A 19,814-nucleotide genomic window follows, 5' to 3' on the forward strand; every position below is an offset into this window, starting at 1 on the left:
TCTGAAGCAAATGCCCGGCCGCGCGAGCATGTCGCGACGCGCCGGCAATGGAACACTCACCAAAGGAGAATAGCATGATCCGCAAAGCGTTCTGGCTTTCGGCAACCTCGGTATTTCTGGCGCTTTCGATGCCAGCCGGTCACGCCGCGGACCGCGTCGTCAACGTCTTCAACTGGTCGGACTATATCGACAGTTCGATCATCGATGATTTCACCAAGAAGACCGGCATCAAGGTCGTTTACGACACCTTCGATTCCAACGAAATCCTCGAAACCAAGCTGCTCGCCGGCGGCAGCGGCTACGACGTCGTCGTGCCGAGCGGCAGTTTCCTCGCCCGCCAAATCCAGGCCGGCGTGTTCCAGAAGCTCGACAAGTCTAAGCTGCCGAACCTCTCCAACATGTGGGATACGGTCACGGAGCGCACCGCCAAATACGACCCCGGCAACGAATACTCGGTCAATTACATGTGGGGCACGGTCGGCATCGGTTACAACACCAAGAAAGTGCAGGCAGCGCTCGGCACCGACAAGATCGACAGCTGGGATACCTTCTTCAATCCGGACAGCCTGGCCAAGTTGAAGGATTGCGGTGTCTATGTGCTGGATTCTCCGTCCGACATCATACCAGCGGCGCTGAAGTATCTCGGTCTGGACCCCAACAGCACCTCGCCTGACGATATCGCCAAGGCCGAGGAAGCTCTTCTCAAGATCCGTCCCTACATCAGGAAGTTCCACTCGTCCGAATACATCAACGCGCTTGCCAATGGCGACATCTGCCTGGCGGTCGGCTGGTCGGGTGATGTGTTCCAGGCTCGCAACCGCGCGGTCGAGGCCAAGCAAGGCGTGGAAATCGGCTATTCCGTGCCGAAGGAAGGCGCCCAGATGTGGTTCGATCAGATGGCGATCCCCGCCGATGCGCCGCATGTCGCCGAGGCGCTCGAATTCATCAACTACATGATGACGCCGGAAGTGATCGCCAAATCGTCGAACTATGTCCTTTATGCCAACGGCAACAAGGCATCGCAGCAATTCGTCGACAAGGCGCTGCTCGACGATCCTTCGGTTTATCCGGACGCCGCGACCTTGCAGAAGCTCTATACCATCCAGCCTTACGATCCCAAGACCCAACGCATCGTCACGCGCAGCTGGACCAAGATCGTCACCGGCCAGTAGGCAATCCGACGCGACCCCGGCAGCCAACTGCCGGGGTCGTTTTCTGTTTTTGGGGAATATAAAAACACGGAGTGGGATATGAAATCGCTTGGCAGCATCCGCAGGGACTTCGCGCCATGGAACGACCCGAACGCCAAGCCATATATCCAGTTTGACAACGTCACCAAGAAGTTCGGTGACTTCACCGCCGTCAACAATCTGTCGCTGACCATTTTCGAGCGCGAGTTCTTCGCCCTGCTTGGCGCCTCGGGTTGCGGAAAGTCGACGCTGCTCAGGATGCTTGCCGGCTTCGAGGAACCGACGGCCGGCCGCATCCTGCTCGATGGCCAGGATCTGCGCGGCATTCCGCCTTATCGCCGGCCGGTCAACATGATGTTCCAGTCCTATGCCCTGTTCCCGCATATGACGGTAGAGAAGAATATCGCCTTCGGCCTCAAGCAGGAAGGCATGGCCAAGCCCGATATCGAAAAGCGCGTCGCCGACATGCTGAAGCTGGTCAAGCTCGAGCGGTTCGCCAAGCGCAAGCCCCATCAGCTCTCCGGCGGCCAGCGCCAGCGCGTCGCGCTTGCTCGCTCGGTCGCCAAGCGACCTAAGGTGCTGCTGCTCGACGAGCCGCTCGGCGCGCTCGACAAGAAACTGCGCGAGGAAACCCAGTTCGAACTGATGGATCTGCAGCAGGAGCTTGGTCTCACCTTCGTCGTCGTCACCCATGACCAGGAAGAGGCGATGACGATGGCCGACCGCATCGCCATCATGGACAAGGGCGAGGTGATGCAGGTGGCGACGCCGCCGGAAGTCTACGAAGCCCCGACGTCGCGCTTCGTCGCCCATTTCGTCGGCAACGTGAACATGTTCGAGGGCAAGGTTGCCGAACAGTCGGCCAACACGACGCGCATCACAGGTCCAAGCGGGGCCCAGATCGTCGTCGAGAATGGTGGCGCGAATGCAAAGGCCGATGCCAATATCGTCTTCGCCATCAGGCCGGAGAAGATCAGGGTCTCGTCGAAGAAGCCGGCCGATGCCGTCAACGCGCTGGAGGGCGAGGTTTACGACATCGCCTATCTCGGCGACATGACGGTCTATCACGTCAGGCTGGACGACGGGCAGATCGTGCGGGCAAGCGCGCTGAACGCGGCCCGTGTGACCGAGGACCCGCTGACCTGGAACGACCGTGCCTGGGTGTCCTTCCGGCCCGACGCCGGCGTCGTGCTGGCACGGTAGGGGGGCGGTCATGTCCAATGTCGCCGTCGCCGATGCCGCCGCGCCATCGACTGCCGCCGAGCCGTTCCTGATACGGCTGGGTGCCGGCTTCGTCAGCCGGCTCGTCATCATCGTTCCCTATCTCTGGCTGTTGTTCTTCTTTCTCGTCCCCTTCATCATCGTCTTCAAGATCTCGCTGTCGCAGACGGCTATCGCCATGCCGCCCTATACGCCGGTGCTCGATTTCAGCGACGGCGTTTCCGGCTTCTTCGCCGGCTTTCGCGACCTCAACTTCGACAACTATGCCTGGCTGACGCAGGACGCACTCTACTTCAGGGCCTACCTCACCAGCGTCGTCATCGCTGCCGTCTCGACGGTGCTGACCTTGCTGGTTGGCTATCCCATCGCCTATGGCATGGCGCGCGCTCCGGCCACGATCCGCCCGACATTGCTGATGCTGGTCATCCTGCCGTTCTGGACCTCGTTCCTGATCCGCGTCTATGCCTGGATCGGGATCCTGAAGCCCGAGGGCCTGCTCAACCAGCTGCTCCTGGCGCTGCGCATCATCGACCAGCCGCTGGTGATCCTCAACACCTATACGGCAATCTTCATCGGCATCGTTTATTCCTACCTGCCGTTCATGGTGCTACCGCTTTATTCGTCGCTGGAAAAAATGGACTATTCCTTGATCGAGGCAGCCAAGGACCTCGGCTGCCCGCCGACAGCTGCCTTCTGGAAGATCACCTTCCCGCTGTCGCTGCCGGGCGTCATTGCCGGCTGCCTGCTGGTGTTCATCCCGGCCGTCGGTGAGTTCGTCATCCCCGACCTGCTCGGCGGCTCACAGACGCTGATGATCGGCAAGACGCTGTGGAACGAGTTCTTCGCCAATCGTGACTGGCCGGTGTCGTCGGCCGTTGCCGTCATCCTGCTATTGCTGCTGATCGTACCGATCGTGTTGTTCCAGCATGCCCAGGCCCGCGCGCAGGAGCAGGACAAATGAACACCACCTGGAGCCGCTTCAACATCACCTCGATCACGCTCGGTTTTGCCTTTCTCTATTTGCCGATCGTGCTGCTCGTCGTCTTCTCCTTCAACGAGTCCAAGCTCGTCACCGTCTGGGGCGGCTTCTCGACCAAATGGTACGTGTCGCTGTTCCACAATCAGGGCCTTATGGACGCCGCATGGGTGACCATCCGCGTCGGTCTGATTTCAGCGACCGTGGCCACGGTTCTCGGCACCATGGGCGCCTTGGCGCTGACCCGCTACACACGCTTCCGGGGCAGGGTCCTGTTCTCGGGCATGATCTTCGCACCATTGGTCATGCCTGATGTCATTACCGGCCTGTCGCTGCTCCTGCTGTTTGTCGCCATCGGCATGGATCGCGGCATGACGACCGTGATCCTCGCGCATATCACCTTCACAATGTGCTTTGTCGCGGTCGTCGTGCAGTCGCGGCTTGTCAGCTTCGATCGTTCGCTGGAGGAAGCCGCCATGGATCTTGGCGCGCCGCCGGTGAAGACCTTCTTCCAGATCACGCTGCCGGTCATCCTGCCGGCGATCGTGTCCGGCTGGATGCTGGCCTTCACGCTGTCACTGGACGACCTGGTCATCGCCAGCTTTGCTTCGGGCCCTGGCGCCACCACGCTGCCGATGAAGATCTACAGCCAGGTCCGTCTCGGCGTGACGCCGGAGATCAATGCCGCCTGCACCATCCTGATCGCGATCGTCACGGTTGGCGTGATCATCGCTTCGGTCGCCAACAAGCGACGCGAGGTGCAGCGGCAGCTTGACGAGCGGGCCGCGCAACGCGGGTAGAGCAATTCCGGGAAAAGGGTGCAACGGTTTTCCCGGGAGAAGTGCGGAGCGCTTCCCCTTGGGAATTGCGTGAAAACAAAGAGTTAGAGCGGATCGGCGATTCTATCAAACGCTGAACCTCTCTAGGAGCGGCGCTTCAGGAGCAATGCCTTATTCGCCCGAAACGCCACGGCTGATGGGTGAAATGAACGGCGTGCTCCACGTTCCGCCGACGAAAAACGACGACTGGTTGGGGCCTTGCTGGCCAGTTTTTTGCGTTGCAGGCTGATCCGGCTGGATAACACCGCCCGACAGTGCCAGTCCGCGTCCTGCGTAGGATGCGATGCCGGAAAGCCAGATCTTGTATTTCGCCGAATTGGCCTCTGCCTTGTCGAGTCTCGCCACACCTCTCGAAATGGTTGCCTTCACTTCGGCGCCATCGATGGGCAGCGTCCCGTCCGAGACGTCGTCGAGCGCGAAGAAGCCGCCTTGTTCGGTATGCTTGAGAAACGCCGGCAGGTTGAACTTGCTGAGTGCGCCAGGGCCGAAGGTCGCCGAGACCGAGCCGTCGGCGTTTTCGAAGATCGAATCCCAGGTCCTTCCCGGTCCCTTGAGGATGACCGAAACGGTGCCCGTGCCAACCGGCACCAGCCGGGTCATCCCGGCCGCGGTACCGAACGCGCCGCCATCGACGTCGGAGGCCAGTAGCCGGATCTCGACCTGGGTGCCTTCGGGTTTGCGGTCGAAGCGAAGGCTGGTCTGGACGTTGCCGCCAAAAGCCGAGGCGTCGGAGATATCGAAGACGGAAAGACCGTCCTTGACCTGGGCGGTGGCCGCGACATCGGCAAGCTGGATGCTTCCCGCCGTGGCATGGGCCGCCGACAACCTGAGATCGAGGTTGACCCGGTCGGCGAAACTCGTGTCGACCTGGCCCGGCTCGGCGCTGGTCGCCGGTCCCAGTGGCGTGAAGGCGGACAGGAACGACCTGAGGTCGAGCGTGTCGAAGGCAAGCGTGCCCGAAATCACCGGCTGCGTCTCGCCGAGCGACACGTCCAGCGCGCCCATGCCCGGGTTATTGTCCAGCGCCAGCGCCGTGTTCTCGAATTTGATGCGGCCGGCCGACGCCGTGACCTTGCTCGAAATGCTGACCGAGCCGATTGCCGCGCTCGGCGCGATGCCGGCCTGCGACCATTCCAGTACGCGGCGCAGCGATGGGGCCGCGAATTTCACCTGGCCGTCGAAATAGGCGTTTTCGGACATGCTGGCGGTGCCGTCGAAGGAGAAGGTGGCGGGCGCTGCCTTGAAGGACAGGGTGAGCGGCGCCGTGCCCCCGGCAAACAGCACCAGCGGTCTCGGCGAGGCGGCATCCACCGTCACGCTTTCGCCGCGCCAGATCCCGGTCGCGGACAGTGTCGCATTGCTGTTCATCGCCGCCCAGGTGGCCTGGCCGCTAAGACTGCTCAGGATCTCCACATCCTTGCCGTTGACGGACGCCACCATGCGGCCATCCCTGAACTCGACGGTGCCGAAAGTGTCGGCTGGCAGCTTGTCGAGATCGGGCTTGGCGGGGTCGGCATTGACCACGCCGCGAGCCGCGTCGATGGAGCGCGCGATGCGCCCGCCCGTCGGCGCCGTGGGCAGGAACAGGCCATCCGCCGTGCGCTGCACCCGGATTGTCGGCCGCACCAGCCGTGCCGTGGAAAACGCCACATCGCCCTGCAATGCCGCCATGGCCGAGAGGTCAACCTCGACCCTTTCGGCTTCGACGACCGGCGGGGCATCGCCGTCGGTCCACTTCGACAGTGTCACATCGGTCAGGATCGCGCGGAATTTCGGCCAGACCTCGATGCGCGGCGACCCTTCGATGGCAACTCGAAAGCCGCTCCAGGCGCTTAACTCCCACGCGATGCGGTCACGCACGATCCGCGTCGAGGCGATCAGCGGCAGGGCCGCGACCACCAGCGCGATGACGATGGCGGCAACGCCGATCGCCCACACTCCGCGGCGGATCAAGGATGATGGCATATAGCCCCGTATGCTTCCATTCCGATAAAAACCGATCGTCCGACGGGTGTAACCCTGTCGTCACTACGACTTAGGGCTGACGCATTTCAAGTCTTTATGGCCCAGCGATGGCATTTGCGCACACCTGGGCGCATCGGCCCAACAAAATCTTGCTCTGCTGCGCTGCGATATGCATAAGCGATGGCGACCGTGGGAGGATCGATCATGGCTGGCGAAGTACCGCTCTGGACCCCGACGCAAGACCAGATTGATGCCTCCCCCTTGACCGCCTTCATGAAGGCCGCGGCAACGACTACCGGCAGTCCGTTCTCGTCCTATACCGATCTTCATCGCTGGTCGGTCGAGAACCGGGAGGCGTTCTGGGATCTCGTCTGGGATTTCTGCGGACTTGAAGGCGACAAGGGCGAGCGACTGCTACTTGATGGCGGCAAGATGCCCGGCGCTTCGTTCTTCCCGGACGCGTCGCTGAATTTCGCCGAAAACCTTCTGAAGAAGACCGGTGCCGGCGAAGCAATCGTCTTTCGCGGCGAGGACAAGGTCGAGAGGCGGCTGTCGTGGAACGAATTGCATGGCCTGGTTTCGCGCCTGCAGCAGCTTTTCCTGTCGCTTAAGGTGAAGAAGGGTGACCGTATCGCGGCAATGATGCCCAACATGCCCGAAGCCGTCGCCGCCATGCTGGCCGCGGCCTCGATCGGGGCGGTGTGGTCATCCTGTTCTCCTGATTTCGGCGAGCAGGGTGTGCTCGACCGGTTCGGCCAGATCGAGCCTGTCGTCTTCATCGCGCCGGACGGCTATTGGTACAATGGCAAGGCGATCGAGGTCGCCGACAAGGTCAAGGCGGTCGCGGCCAGGCTCGGCAGCGTCCGCAAGGTTCTGCTCGTCGACTATCTCGGCACATCCGCGGATGTTGCCGATACCATCGACAAGGCCGTGGCGATGGAAGAGGCGCTGTCGCCCTTCGCCGTCAAACCAGTCACCTTCGAGCGGCTGCCGTTTTCGCATCCGCTCTACATCCTGTTTTCGTCCGGCACCACCGGCATTCCCAAATGCATCGTCCATTCGGCCGGCGGCACGCTGATCCAGCATGCCAAGGAACACCGGCTGCATGCCGGCCTCGGTGATGGCGACCGCTTCTTCTACTTCACCACCTGCGGCTGGATGATGTGGAACTGGCTGGTATCGGGTCTTGCCTCCGGCGCCACGCTGCTGCTCTACGACGGTTCACCCTTCTATCCCGACGGTAATGTGCTGTTCGACCTCGCCGATGCCGAGAAGATGACCTTCTTCGGCACTTCGGCCAAGTTCATCGATTCGGTGCGCAAGGCCGGTCTCAAGCCGATCCGCAGCCATGATCTGTCGACGGTGCGCGCCATCTCCTCCACCGGATCGCCGCTTTCGCCCGAGGATTTCCGCTTCGTCTATGACGGCATCAAGAAGGATGTGCACCTGGCCTCGGTGTCCGGTGGCACCGATATCGTCTCGTGCTTCGTGCTCGGCGTGCCGATCGAGCCGGTCTGGACAGGAGAGATCCAGGGGCCGGGCCTCGGCCTCGCCGTCGACGTCTGGGATGATGACGGCAAGCCGGTCAGGCAGGCGAAGGGCGAACTGGTTTGCACCAAGGCTTTCCCGTCCATGCCGATCGGCTTCTGGAACGATCCCGACGGCAAGAAATACCAAGCCGCCTATTTCGAGCGTTTCGACAATGTCTGGTGCCATGGCGATTTCGCCGAATGGACCGGTCATGGCGGCATGGTCATCCACGGCCGCTCGGACGCGACGCTCAATCCAGGTGGCGTGCGCATCGGCACGGCGGAAATCTACAACCAGGTCGAGCAGATGCCCGAAATCCTGGAGGCGCTGTGCATCGGCCAGGATTTCGACAATGACGTGCGCGTCGTGCTGTTCGTGCGGCTGGCCGCTGGTGTCCAATTCGACGAGGATCTGGAAAAACGCATCCGCGCCAAGATCCGCACCGGCGCCAGCCCGCGCCATGTTCCGGCCCGGATCGTCGCCGTGTCGGACATCCCCCGCACCAAGTCGGGCAAGATCACCGAGCTTGCGGTGCGCGATGTCGTGCACGGCCGCGCCATCAAGAACAAGGAAGCGCTCGCCAACCCGGAAGCGCTGGAGCTATTCAGGAACCTGCCGCAACTTGCGCAGTGACCGCAACCGGCATGGTTAACGAAATATGTCGCGCGAATTTACCTAGATTTCACGAGTGGTACACATTCGTAAATTTTTTGGCGACCCGGTAAGGACTTGTTAAGGGCCGGCGTCGATAGTCGCATGTAACTTGAGGGAGAAATCCCGTTCCTCAGCCCCCGAGGAGCTGAATTCAGCTCAAGCCCCCGTTGTGACAGCAATCCCATCTCTTAAGGCGTCCTTTGGGCGCCTTTTCTTTTACCGGAGCAGTCTCTTCCCAAGGCTTCGTCGGTGCACTCGGCTCGCAGAAGGGCGCAGGCTGATCACAGTTTTACAGCCATTTCCCGCCCCCAGAGACGGAGTTTGCGGCATGATTCCACAAAGCCGGCAACAGCTTTGGGGTCGGTCAGGTCAATCATGCCCTCATCGGCCTTCGGGTCGACGCCCGCTTTCTGCAGCAGCGGCACAGAAGCGGCCGTGAAGGCGATGAACTTGCAGTGGGCGAATGCGTCGGCGACGAAGTCGCGCGCCGCTGCCTCGCCGGTCAGCCGTTGCGCCCCCTCGTCCGACAGGACGAGGGCGACGGCGTCGAACAGGACGGAGGGACCGCCGTCGATCATATGCCGGGCCTCGATCCAGCTTCCATCGCTGGCCTCGACGCCACCGACCTTGGGGGCGACCACTTCCATGGTGGCTCCCTCCTTCTCGACCGCCGATTGCAGCCGCTTCAGAAGCGCGGCATCCGCGCCCGCGCTGACAAGCACGCCGACCTTGCGGCCCGCGAAACTTTCCGGTCCGTTCTGGATGATGCTGAGCGCCGGCGACGGTGCGAGATCGTTCCTCGGCACGATTGCGGCGTCCGCCGGTCTGGGCAATTCCTTGATGCCCAGCCTGTCGGCAACGGTTACGGCAAGTCCTTCGTCGATATTCATGAGATGGGCGACCATTCGCTCGCGTATGACCGGTGTCTCGACCTTGCTCAGCTCGAAGGTCAGAGCCATCGCTATGTGCCGCTGCTCGGGCGGGGTCTGGCTGTTGAAGAACTGCCGCGCCTGGCTGTAATGGTCCGCGAAACTCTCGGCGCGCAGGCGTAGTTTTTGTCCGGCTTCGGCGTCGGCGAAGGAACGAAAGCCGCGCTGAGGCGATTCCCTCGGGCCTTCATCGAATGAATTTGGCTGGTAGTTTGTCCTGCCCACAGGATTGCGCATGGCCATATGCCCATCCTGCTGGAAGTGGTTGAACGGGCACTTCGGCGCGTTGATGGGGATGTGCGTGAAGTTCGGGCCGCCCAGGCGCTTCAACTGCGTGTCGAGATACGAGAAGTTCCGGCCCTGCAGCAAAGGATCGTTGGAAAAGTCGACCCCAGGCGGGACGTTCTGCGTCATGAACGCCACCTGCTCGGTTTCGGCGAAGAAATTGTCGGGCATGCGGTCGAGCACCAGGCGGCCGACCGGGATCGGCTCGAGCACCTCTTCCGGAATTAACTTGGTCGCATCCAGGACATCGAAATCGAAGCTGTCGGCGAAATCCTGGTCGAAGAGCTGAACCCTGAGTTCCCATTCCGGGAAATTGCCGGATTGGATGGCCTGCCAGAGGTCGCGGCGATGGAAGTCCGGGTCGGCACCGTTGATTTTCACCGCCTCGTTCCAGGCCACCGACTGCAGGCCGAATTTCGGCTTCCAGTGAAATTTGACGAATGTCGATTCGTCCTTGGCGTTCAAAAACCGGAACGTGTGCACCCCAAACCCTTCCATGAAGCGGAAGGAACGCGGGATCGCGCGGTCCGACATGACCCACATGATCATATGCATGGACTCTGGCGTCAGCGAGATGAAATCCCAGAAATTGTCGTGTGCGGACTGGGCCTGTGGAAACGCCCGGTCGGGCTCTTCCTTGACGGCATGCACCATGTCCGGAAACTTGATCGCGTCCTGGATGAAGAAAACCGGTATATTGTTGCCGACAATGTCCCAGTTTCCTTCCTTCGTATAAAGCTTCACCGCGAAGCCGCGGACGTCGCGCGCCAGATCGAATGAGCCCTTCGACCCGGCAACCGTCGAGAACCGGACGAAGGCTGGCGTCTTCTCGCGGGCGCGCTGGAAAATGTCGGCCCGGGTGTATTTGGCGAGCGAGTCATAGGTCTCGAAATAGCCATGCGCTCCGTAGCCGCGCGCGTGCACGACCCGCTCGGGTATGCGTTCATGGTCGAAGTGGAAAATCTTTTCGCGAAAGTGGAAATCCTCGAGGACCGTCGGTCCTCGCGGTCCGATCTTCAGCGAGTTCTGATCGTCCGAGACCGGTCCGCCCTGGGCCGTGGTCAATACCGCGCCGTCGCTTTCGGCGCGCTGGTGCAATTCACCGCCATCACCTCTCGTCAAGGTCTGATCGTGAATAGCGGCGGTGTTGCCGTTGCGGCGTGGTGCCTTGGCCATTTAGCGTGTTCCTTCGAGCTTCGATGCGGGCTTGCGCGCGGCAGACTTTCCCCCGCCGCCTTTGGCGGCGGGCGAGGGGATCAAGGGCGATTGGCGTAGCGCCCGCGATCGCTTTCGATCTCATCGGGTGTGAAGGCCTTGGCGTTGCTGTCGAAACCCGTCCAGCCGTCGGCCTCGTATGCGCTGCGGCGGTCTTCCAGATTGACCGAATTGGCTTGTCCGAGAATCCGCTCGGCTTGGCCAGCCAACTGATCATCGACCTTGGCTGTCACCAGCGTGCCGCCACGGCGCACACCTTCCGCATAAACATGGGCATCCCTTTCTGGGACTCCGGACTCCGTCAGTGCCCCGACGATTCCGCCGGCAGCTCCGCCGACGACAGCGCCTCCAACGGCGCCGACAGCAGTGGCGGCCAGCCAGCCGGCGGCCACCACCGGGCCGACGCCGGGAATGGCCACGATGCCGAGCCCGGCCAGCAAGCCACCCGCACCGCCGATGACGGCACCCACACCCGCGCCGCTGGCGGCATCCTCGGCGGCATTGGAGCGGTCGTCATCCCCGTCGTACCATTCGGTCGAATTGTTGGCGACGATGCTGATATCGGCGTGCGGCACTCCGCTTGCCTCCAGCTCGCCGACAGCATCGGAAGCGTCATCATAATTGTCGAAAAGTCCGGTCACGGTTTTCATGGTCAAGATCTCCAGATTTGCTGTTCAGTTGGTGCCGGCAACGACGTTGCCCTGGTAGTCGAGCGCGACGGCCGTCTTCTTGCCGTCCTTGGTCGCCTGTCCGCGCCAGATGCCCTGTTCGTCCTTGTTCAACGCGGACACATCCGAGAAGCCGGCATCCTGGATGCGGCTCTTGGCCTGATCTTCGGTGAAGCTGTTGGCGCCCGGCACCGGGGCGGACGGATTTGCCGTGTCGGTCGTGGTGACGGCAGGGGTCGTCGAACCCGTCGCGGAAGACTTGTCATCCATCGTGGAAGCGATCTTCTCGATCATGTCCTGATGCATCTTGAGCGTCGGCAAGGTCTGCTGCGCAAACGTCTTCAACTGCGCGTTGTCGCCGTCCTTGGCGTAGCCGTCGAACAGCTTCACCGCATCGGCATGGGCATCGCGCTGCATCTGCACGTAAGATTTGTCGACCGGATCCTTCGCGCTTTGCAGAGCGTCAATATCGCTCTTGTGCTTGGCGTCCGTTGCCGACGGCACCTGCAGCTTCTGCTCGCCGGCGATCGTCTCGAGTTTAGCATTGGCCGCGCCATGATCAGCGATCATCTTCTGGGCGAAGTCCTTGACGCTTTGATCCTGCGCCTTCCCTTCGGCGATCTTGCTCGATTCCACCTCGAACATCCCGCCGGACGCCGCCTTGTCGATGAAGTCCTGCGCCTTGTCCGCGGCCAGGGCAGGCATGGCAAAGGTGATTGCCGTGGCCGCGCCGAGCGCGGCCAGTAACAGCCGATTTTTCATGAATAGATCCTTGTTAGGCACACATCGTGCTGTGTGCCTAACAAGCGCCTGCAGGCTTTGTTCCGGCGGCCGAACGATTTTCCCGACGGTCCCGGATTCGGCGGGCAGCCAATATCACCGCGCGGAAACTGCAAAGCTTGCGGCAGAACCGCTGCCGCGGAGGCTCACCTTACTCGGCGAGCACCCGGGTCGACGGGAAGGCGACTTCGACCAGCGTGCCTTCGCCGGGCGTCGAATTGATGGTGAACCGGGCGCGGTTGGCTTCCACCATCGCCTTGGTCAGCGGCAGGCCAAGGCCGGTGCCGTCGCCGCGCCCGCGCTTCAGGGCGTTGATCTGCTTGAACGGCTTCAGCGCCTGCTCGATCTCGGCCTGGCTCATGCCGATGCCGGTGTCGCGCACCCGCATGACGACGTCACCCGAGGTCTCATAGGCGGTCGAGACGATCACCTGGCCGCCGGCCTGGGTGTAGCGGACGGCGTTGGACAGGATGTTGAGCGCGATCTGGCGCACGCTGCGCAAATCCGCCACCACTTCCGGCAGCCGCGAGGCGAAGCTGGAGCGGATGATGACGCGTTCGCGGTTGGCCTGTGGCTGCATCATCGCCACGGTTTCGGCCAGCGTATCGTTGAGCGACACCGCCTCATAAGCCATTTCCTGCTGGCCGGCCTCGATCTTCGAGATGTCCAGGAGATCGTTGACTAGGTCGAGCACGTGGTTGCCCGAGCGGTTGATGTCGCGCAGGTAGTCGCGGTAGCGGTCATTGGCGACCGGCCCGAACTTCTCGTCGACCATCAGCTCGGAAAAGCCGATAATGGCATTGAGCGGCGTGCGGATCTCGTGGCTGATGCGGGCGAGGAAATCGGTTTTCTGCGAGGAAGCGCGTTCGGCCACCGCACGCGCCTGGGTGAGATCCTCCTCGGCCCGCTTCCACTGTGTGATGTCGCGTACCACGGCGCAGAAGCCGCTGTCGTTGGGCAGCCGGCCGATGGTCATGAACAGGGGGATGAAGCGCCCCTGTGCTTCGCGGCCGATCACCTCGCGGCCGTCATTCAACACGCTCGCCACGCCAGGCTCCGACAGGCCGGTGAGATAGTCGCGCGCCGCGCGCTGGCTCTCGATGGCAAACAGCGAGGCGAAAGGCTTGCCGGTCACCTCGTCGCTGTCGAAACCGAACAGCGCCTCGGCTGGGCGGCTGATCGAACGGATGGTGCCGTCGCTGCCGATCAGCACGACCCCGTCGGTGGCGGTGTCGATGATGGTACGCATCTCGGCGATGCGTGCCTTGAGCTCGGAAATGTCGGGCTGCGTTGGCCCCTCGCCAATCGCGTGCGCCGCCGCGGGGGCATCATCCTCGCCGGAACGGCGAACGACCAGCATCAGCGCCCTGCCGTCGCGCCAGGGCACGGAGCGCAGGATGGCGTCGATAGGAAATTCCTGTCCGTCGCGCGTCTTCAGCCGCAGAGCCCGGTCGCTGCCGTCGAAAGCGCCGTCATCGGCATAAGGATCGGCAAACAAAGCGCCGAGGCCACCCGCTTCCTCCAGGTCCTCCAGCGTCTCGTATCCGGTCAGGTCGAGGAATTCGTCGTTGGCATAGTGCAACTGGTCGCCCGAATGGATGATCAGCGGCACGGGCAGCTTGCCGAGCAGCGATGTATCCGGCGTCTTGTTTTCGCTACCGACGGAAAAGGCCGACGGCATGAATCCTTCGGTTTTGAGTGGTGGCACTTGCAGGCGTGGCCGCTCGGCAAATGTCCCGGCCGCATCATCCGGGCCGCCGCTTCGGCCGGGGGCAGCAATCGGTTCCTCGCCGGATGCAGTCGCGTCCTCGTCGGTCCAATCCTCATTGTCTTCGGCGTCGCGTAAATCGTCCGCCGTCATGTCGTCGTCATCAGCTGGCGGTGACTTGGCGGATCCTGCCTGCGCTGGCGCCTCGCGATCCTCGGCCATCGCTTTCGTCGCGATTATCTCTTGTGCCTCGGGCGCTGTGGCCTCGTCGCTGCCGTCGGCGACATCAGCAGGCTTGTCCTCTTTATCGGCGTAGTCGAGCAGGGAGCCCGAGGCCGCCGGCGGCGAGGATTCGGAGCTCGGCGCCTGTTGTTCGACCTGGTCCGCTTGCGCACCGTCGAGCCGCGCAAGATCCCTTTGATCCTCGGCATCGCTCAGGGAGGGTTCGCCCGCGTCCGGTGCGTCTTGCGCATCAGGCGTTGGCATACCATGCGCCTGGCCGGTCGCCGGTTCCTGGCTCGAGTCTGCTGGTTTGGTATCTGGGGTGGCGATGTCCGCCGGCGGCGTCGCATCGGTCGCGGGCTTGGTCGCGTGGTGCGGCTCCGACAAAGGGCCTGTCCCGGCATCTGGGTCCGCCTGCCTTGCCGGCTCGGCCGGTTCAGCCTCCGGCGAACTTTCTTTCTTCAGCCGCTCGCCGATCTCGCGGAACGCGCTGCGTTCCAGCGTCGACAGTCCCTTGTCATTGGCCGGTTGCCGGTGTTCGGCCAGCCGGATGACCTTGTCGGCAAAGCGCCGCTCCGGTTTCGGTACGATGGTCAGCGCCGGCACTTCGCCCTTGAACGGGTCCGATACCTTCGGCCCCTCGGCCTCGGGTTGTTCAGGCGCCGTCTTCACGGCCTCGGGTTTCGGTCCCGCCGGCATTGCGCCATTGGGCACCAGTGCCATGCCGATCGCTTCCGGATCGACGACCGCATCCCCGGTTCGCGCGACGCCGAAGCCGCGAAAACCTTCGAAGGCGCGGCTGCGGCCATAGACGGGCAATGCCGCCAGGTCGACGGGTATCTTCAGGTCGGTGCCGACGACCGGCCACAGCACCGAGCGGCCGGACCAAGTGTCGCGCCGCTCCAGCAGGCCGGCGATCTCGCCGGACGCATCAAGACCGAAGGCCGCCGCGACATCCCTGAAGCGTCGACCGATCACGTCGGCTGCCGGATGGCCGACGATATCGGCGAATTCCGGCGACAGCGCGCTGAACTTGCCCTCGGCGTCGGTACGCCAGACAAAACGCAACGGTGCCGCCGAGCGGTCTATCCTGCGGGTGGCCACGGTTGCGGCCGGGGCCGTAGGCGAGATGGCCTGCTTCACGCTGTCCGCTGAAGTTTCGGGGCCAACCGCTTCGGTCCCGCCTTTCGGTTCCGGCGCGGTTGACGCGTCGTCTTCCCCAGCATGGAAATACCAATGATCGTGCTGTGCCGGCGTGCCCGCCGCCGGCTGATCATTGTCGGCGGCGACCGGTGTCGGGCCTGTCGGTTCCTCGATCTCCCGCGTTGCCTGTTCCGGCCTATCGTCAGCCACGGGCCCGGAAGGGGCGGGCGCCTGTTCGGTCTCGGCAGCGGCAGCGGGCTGTTTGGTCGCCTCCGTCCGCGAAACATCGGCCGTCGGCTGATTGTTCTGCCGAGACCCGGATTCGACCGTGGCGGTTTCCGCCGCCTCCGTTGTGCGGTCAATCTCCTTGGCAGGGCGTTCCGTTGCCGCGGACAAGCCGTCCGCCGAAGCGCCAGATGCGCTGTCCTCGAGTTGATCCTCGTCGATCACCACCAGCAGATGCCGCTCCGGCGTCAGCCGGGCGAGGCCCGCCGGGTAGGAGGTTCTGCCGCCCGGAACGAGGCGCTTGACGATGCGCTCGCCCTCGGCCGCGACGTCGGCCACCAGGGCCGCCAGTGTCGCGGGCTGGATGCCGAGTGCCGAAAATCCCTGCGAGGCGGCCTCGACATTGCCCTTGGCATCGATAAAGGCAATGAAATGGCCGTCCTCGGTAAGGCCGCTGATCGCCCGGTTGGCGATCTCGGCGGCACTGCGCGAGCCGGTCTGCGCCGCCGGCACGGCCAGCATGATGGCATGCTCGCCATCGGGCAGCGTCAGGGCACTGGCAAGAAAGCCGACGGCGCGGCTGGTCATGCCGGTCGCCAGGCGCACCGTGATCGAGCGATCGCCGCCGATCTGCGGGAAACCGCTGGTCGCCATGATCTGGCGGCGCGCGACCAGCGGCAGCCGCGCCGAGGCGCCGATGATCGCCTCGATATCGGGATAGCCGAACATGGCGGCGCCCGGCCCATTGGCCCAGATGACCTGCTCGAGGTCCACCGACAGGATCGCGATCGCGTCGCCGGCGGCAAACCGCTGGCGGACCGCGTCGAGCACGGCGACGTCGAGGAAGGAATATTCGGACGGCATGCGCTTGGCGGACCCTTACGGAGCGGCGATTTGCAGTTAACGCTTTGTTAATAAAAGCCGCAGCCACGAAGGTCCACAAGCCAGAACGTGCAAAGGCTGAATTCTGGCTGTTTGGTTAACGGCCAAAAACATTTTTTTGTGCACTGCAACAAGGATATTGCAATGCACAAAATTTGCCTTTATATTGCCATCATACATGAACGAGACGGCTTTCTGTCAAAGCCGCTGCCGCTGAAAAGGATGGAAAATGTCCAGGACCAAGACTGCCGAGACGATCGAAAGCGTTGAATTCCCGAGCTTCGACGCTTCCAAGGCCACCGACCAGATGCGCGCTTTCGCCGAAAAGGGCGTTGAGCAATCGAAAGAGGCCTACGCCAAGCTCAAGACCGGTGCCGAGGAGACCCAGAAGGCTCTGGAGTCGACCTACGAGACCGCCAAGACTGTTTCCAGCGACCTGTCGCTCAAGACCATTGCCGCGCTGCGCGCCAATGCCGAGGCCGGCTTCTCGCATCTCGAAGCCCTGATCGGCGCCAAGTCGCTGTCGGAAGTCGTCGAGTTGCAGACCGCCTTCCTGCGCAAGCGCGTCGAACTGACCGTCGAGCAGGCCAAGGACTTCCAGGCTGTCGCCTCCAAGGCGGCCGAGGATGTCTCGAAGCCGATCAAGACCGCTTTCGAGAAGGCGATCAAGGAAATCAAGGCCGCCTAATAATTGCGCATCGTCCGCGGATGCAACAAAAGGTCGCATTTTGTCGGACAAATAGATGTGAGATAGTGACGGTCGAGCGAATACCCGGCGGGTGGAACCTCCTCCCTCCACCTCCGGGGTGACCAGCCAGCACCTCCTCCCGCTGGCTCGTAACAGGAAAAGGCCGGCACCTCCTCCCGCCGGCCTTTTTCTTTGCCCGGCGAAAGCTGCACCGCTGTGGGGAAGTGGCCTTTGCTTTGCAAAAGCCTTGAATTAGAATCCATAAGCCCGTATGGACGCATCGCCGAACGACAGAGCGGATCGCGGAGAGTGAACCTTCCACCTCGATCCTGCTACCAACGTTAAGACGTGCCGTTGTAGCTCAGATGGTTAGAGCGCCGGATTGTGGATCCGGAGGTCGCTGGTTCGATCCCAGCCAACGGTACCATCGGCTTTGCCAAGCTATTGGATCTTCTGTTTAGGGCTCCCGAGCCTAATCCTGTGCGAGCCGCGTTTTATGCCGCCGGCGCGACAGATTGGCTCGGCACGGTTTGGCAAAACTCGTACAGCGCAAAGACATCAAATTTAAATGACGGAACCTCGTTCTGGTGCGAGAATCCCGCGTTGGCTGATGCTTGCGAGGAAAGCCGTGCACGATACCCAGCACAAAAGCAAAGTCGGAACCCGGATCGAGGTCGTCGAAGGCTGCGGTGAATGGTTCGTCCGTGTGATCGGCGGCGGTGAGGAAACGACCTGCCAATTCGACCTCGAATCCTTTGCCCTGGCCTATGCCGAGGGCCAAAGGCTTCGCTTGAAGCTGGGTGGTATCAAGCGCCTTTAAACACCTGCCATGCCGATTAGGCAGGCGAGTCGGACGTAAGGCCATGTCGATAAATCCCGAACCGACAAACGTCGCGGCGTCGGTGGACGCCATCCTCGACGAGTTGCAGGACCGTCCCTTTTCGTCGATGCAAGCCGCCATAGCCATGCTGCGGGAGCGGACCGGCACAGAGCGATCGGATGCGGATCTGAAAGGCTTGATCACCAAGAAGGCTGCTGTGCGGGGCATTCAGTTTTTTGACGAGAACAGCAGCACCGCAAATTGAGCCAAGCCTGTTTATCTCGGTTCGTTGTTGATGCTCAGATAGGTGGGATCGAACTCGGCAAGCCTGGCAAGTTGGTCCCAGTCCAGAATGGTGACCACATGGTTCGTCCAGGTGATCACCTTGATCTTTTTCAAGCCCCCGATCACCCGGTTCATGTGCACGACCGACAACCCAAGCACGTCGGCCATTTCGGCCTGTGACAGCGGTAGATGGAAGCTCATGCCGTTGGTGCGTTTCACCGCCTGCAGGCGCACGAACAATTCGCACATGAGATGGGCCAGGTGCGAGGTCTTGGAACGGCGGCCCATCGCCACGATCCATTCGCGATGAATGGCGCCATCGACCAGCGTGTCCAGCCACAACAACCGGGTCAGGTGAGGGGCCTGTTCGGTAATGGCTTTCAGCTTGTTGTGATCCGCGAACATCACCCGGCAAGGCGACAGCGCGACGATGCCGTGATCCATGGTCTTGAGCAAAAAGGCGTGGAGATCGACAAAGTCGCCGGGCACCTGCAAGGACGTGAACTGCCGGCCGCCGTCCTCGAGCACCTTATAGCGTGCCGCCAAGCCATCCAGCAGCATGGTGCTATAGGTTGGCCGCGACCCCGCCTTGACCAGATCCTGCCCCTTTTCGAACTCCCGTCCGAAACAAACCGTTTCGGCCAACAAGGCCTTCTCTTCGTCCGACACTGTGTCGTGCTGGCCGAGTTGCAGATAGAGAGACTCTAACATGATGGCCTCGAAGGGATCGGGGTTGAAACGCCGATCGCCAACTGTCTCGGACGCAAGGATAGCGCTCGGACCCTAGGCCTTCGGAAGATGGCGGACACTATCATTTGACAGCCTGCGCCCATTCTGGCGCAAACGCCAGAGCCGACAGGGAACCTCCAGCGTCGCCAAGTATTTAGCACGCTAGAGATGTCCAAGGCTGCCCGAAAATGAAACGGTATCATTTCGATCTTTATAACGGCGATGGCCTCGTGCCGGACGACGATGGCCAGCCGTTCGAATCGCGAGAACAAGCGAGAGCAGAAGCCATTCGCATTTTGCAGGATGTCGCCCGTGACGAAATGCCGGATCGCGACCTGGTCAAGATCACCGTCAAGGTGCGCAATGAGACCGGTGCCCAGGTGCTCGAGGCGTCGCTTGTCCTGACCGCCTTGTGGAGCGCGTGACCCGGTCAGCGTAGGAGTCGCTCTGGAATTTGCACCACATTTTCCGATCCAGGCAGCTCGAAGGCCATGGCCAACCGACGCAAGGAGGCCATTTCCACGATCAGCTCTTCAATTGAACGGTCCGGCAAACCCGTCTTCACTTTCTGCCTTACCCTTGCTGTGAGTTCATGAACCCGGACAGGCGCGAAAAGAGCGCTGTCGTCCAGCAACCTGCTGATTTCGATCACCACATCGGCGTCAATGTCTTTCGGCAATTCCCGCATGGTCGTCACCTTTGGTCTCGAACCGGCCCGAAGCGATCAGGCATTGCGCACCAGAAGGCATGCCGGACGCGCGGATCGATCACCGGATTCATAAAACCACCCGCCCAGCGTGTCACGAAAAAACATTTGTACGAAAATAACCAAACGGCTGGCTCCCGCAATCCATGCATGA

The 19,814-nt window shown here is 62.1% G+C and carries 16 protein-coding genes and 1 tRNA gene; 10 read left to right on the forward strand and 7 right to left on the reverse strand.

Annotation, left to right across the window (positions count from 1 at the left end; genetic code table 11):
- The first annotated feature begins 74 nt into the window (after positions 1-74).
- The 4 genes from EN845_RS05220 to EN845_RS05235 all read left to right on the forward strand — a co-directional run bounded on the left by EN845_RS05220 (position 75) and on the right by EN845_RS05235 (position 4,187).
- Positions 75-1,172 carry a polyamine ABC transporter substrate-binding protein gene (locus EN845_RS05220; RefSeq protein WP_127277030.1) on the forward strand — a complete coding sequence of 366 codons (1,098 nt, stop codon included), beginning with the start codon at positions 75-77 and terminating at the stop codon, positions 1,170-1,172.
- A 78-nt stretch (positions 1,173-1,250) separates the two neighbouring features.
- The gene (locus EN845_RS05225; protein ID WP_127277032.1) at positions 1,251-2,393 is read left to right on the forward strand and encodes an ABC transporter ATP-binding protein; all 1,143 of its coding nucleotides are present in this window, start codon (positions 1,251-1,253) and stop codon (positions 2,391-2,393) included.
- Positions 2,394-2,403: 10 nt separating this feature from the next.
- On the forward strand, positions 2,404-3,372 hold the full coding sequence (locus EN845_RS05230) for an ABC transporter permease subunit (RefSeq protein WP_127870860.1): 969 nt from the start codon (positions 2,404-2,406) through the stop codon (positions 3,370-3,372).
- Positions 3,369-4,187 carry an ABC transporter permease subunit gene (locus EN845_RS05235; protein ID WP_127277034.1) on the forward strand — a complete coding sequence of 273 codons (819 nt, stop codon included), beginning with the start codon at positions 3,369-3,371 and terminating at the stop codon, positions 4,185-4,187. Before EN845_RS05230 ends, EN845_RS05235 begins: the two co-directional genes overlap by 4 nt.
- Before the next feature lie 150 nt (positions 4,188-4,337).
- Here the strand turns inward: EN845_RS05235 and EN845_RS05240 are convergent, their stop codons facing one another.
- A complete protein-coding gene (locus EN845_RS05240) occupies positions 4,338-6,191 on the reverse strand; it encodes an AsmA family protein (protein ID WP_127277036.1) in 1,854 nt (617 codons plus the stop codon).
- A gap of 204 nt (positions 6,192-6,395) precedes the next feature.
- Between EN845_RS05240 and EN845_RS05245 the strand changes: the two genes are divergently transcribed.
- The gene (locus EN845_RS05245; RefSeq protein ID WP_127870861.1) at positions 6,396-8,354 is read left to right on the forward strand and encodes an acetoacetate--CoA ligase; all 1,959 of its coding nucleotides are present in this window, start codon (positions 6,396-6,398) and stop codon (positions 8,352-8,354) included.
- 302 nt (positions 8,355-8,656) lie between these two features.
- On the opposite strand, the gene EN845_RS05250 is transcribed toward EN845_RS05245, so the two are convergent.
- From EN845_RS05250 to EN845_RS05265, 4 genes are all read right to left on the reverse strand, one after another.
- Complete coding sequence (locus EN845_RS05250) at positions 8,657-10,765, reverse strand: catalase (RefSeq protein ID WP_127870862.1); 2,109 nt, start codon at positions 10,763-10,765, stop codon at positions 8,657-8,659.
- A gap of 80 nt (positions 10,766-10,845) precedes the next feature.
- Positions 10,846-11,454 (reverse strand): general stress protein, encoded by a 609-nt coding sequence (locus tag EN845_RS05255; RefSeq protein ID WP_127870863.1) that lies wholly within the window; start codon positions 11,452-11,454, stop codon positions 10,846-10,848.
- Between the two features lie 24 nt (positions 11,455-11,478).
- Positions 11,479-12,234, reverse strand: coding sequence for a DUF4142 domain-containing protein (locus EN845_RS05260; RefSeq protein ID WP_127870864.1), 756 nt, complete (start codon positions 12,232-12,234; stop codon positions 11,479-11,481).
- 169 nt (positions 12,235-12,403) lie between these two features.
- The gene (locus tag EN845_RS05265) at positions 12,404-16,414 is read right to left on the reverse strand and encodes a PAS domain S-box protein (RefSeq protein ID WP_127870865.1); all 4,011 of its coding nucleotides are present in this window, start codon (positions 16,412-16,414) and stop codon (positions 12,404-12,406) included.
- A 247-nt stretch (positions 16,415-16,661) separates the two neighbouring features.
- Here EN845_RS05265 and EN845_RS05270 point away from each other — a divergent pair, with 247 nt between their 5' ends.
- The 4 genes from EN845_RS05270 to EN845_RS05285 all read left to right on the forward strand — a co-directional run bounded on the left by EN845_RS05270 (position 16,662) and on the right by EN845_RS05285 (position 18,205).
- Positions 16,662-17,120 (forward strand): phasin, encoded by a 459-nt coding sequence (locus tag EN845_RS05270; RefSeq protein ID WP_127870866.1) that lies wholly within the window; start codon positions 16,662-16,664, stop codon positions 17,118-17,120.
- 350 nt (positions 17,121-17,470) lie between these two features.
- A tRNA-His gene (locus EN845_RS05275) sits at positions 17,471-17,547 on the forward strand.
- Positions 17,548-17,748: 201 nt separating this feature from the next.
- Positions 17,749-17,940, forward strand: coding sequence for a hypothetical protein (locus tag EN845_RS05280; protein ID WP_245464296.1), 192 nt, complete (start codon positions 17,749-17,751; stop codon positions 17,938-17,940).
- A gap of 43 nt (positions 17,941-17,983) precedes the next feature.
- Complete coding sequence (locus tag EN845_RS05285) at positions 17,984-18,205, forward strand: hypothetical protein (protein ID WP_127870867.1); 222 nt, start codon at positions 17,984-17,986, stop codon at positions 18,203-18,205.
- An 11-nt stretch (positions 18,206-18,216) separates the two neighbouring features.
- Here EN845_RS05285 and EN845_RS05290 read toward each other — a convergent pair whose 3' ends face one another.
- Positions 18,217-18,936, reverse strand: coding sequence for a Crp/Fnr family transcriptional regulator (locus EN845_RS05290; RefSeq protein ID WP_127276932.1), 720 nt, complete (start codon positions 18,934-18,936; stop codon positions 18,217-18,219).
- Between the two features lie 206 nt (positions 18,937-19,142).
- On the opposite strand from EN845_RS05290, the gene EN845_RS05295 reads away from it, so the two are divergent.
- A complete protein-coding gene (locus EN845_RS05295) occupies positions 19,143-19,379 on the forward strand; it encodes a hypothetical protein (protein WP_127276934.1) in 237 nt (78 codons plus the stop codon).
- Between the two features lie 5 nt (positions 19,380-19,384).
- Here EN845_RS05295 and EN845_RS05300 read toward each other — a convergent pair whose 3' ends face one another.
- Positions 19,385-19,642, reverse strand: a complete 258-nt coding sequence (locus EN845_RS05300) for a hypothetical protein (protein ID WP_127276936.1) — start codon at positions 19,640-19,642, stop codon at positions 19,385-19,387.
- Positions 19,643-19,814 lie beyond the last annotated feature (172 nt).

The sequence above is a fragment of the Mesorhizobium sp. M8A.F.Ca.ET.202.01.1.1 genome (assembly GCF_004791595.1).
In the GTDB taxonomy this organism is placed as follows: domain Bacteria; phylum Pseudomonadota; class Alphaproteobacteria; order Rhizobiales; family Rhizobiaceae; genus Mesorhizobium.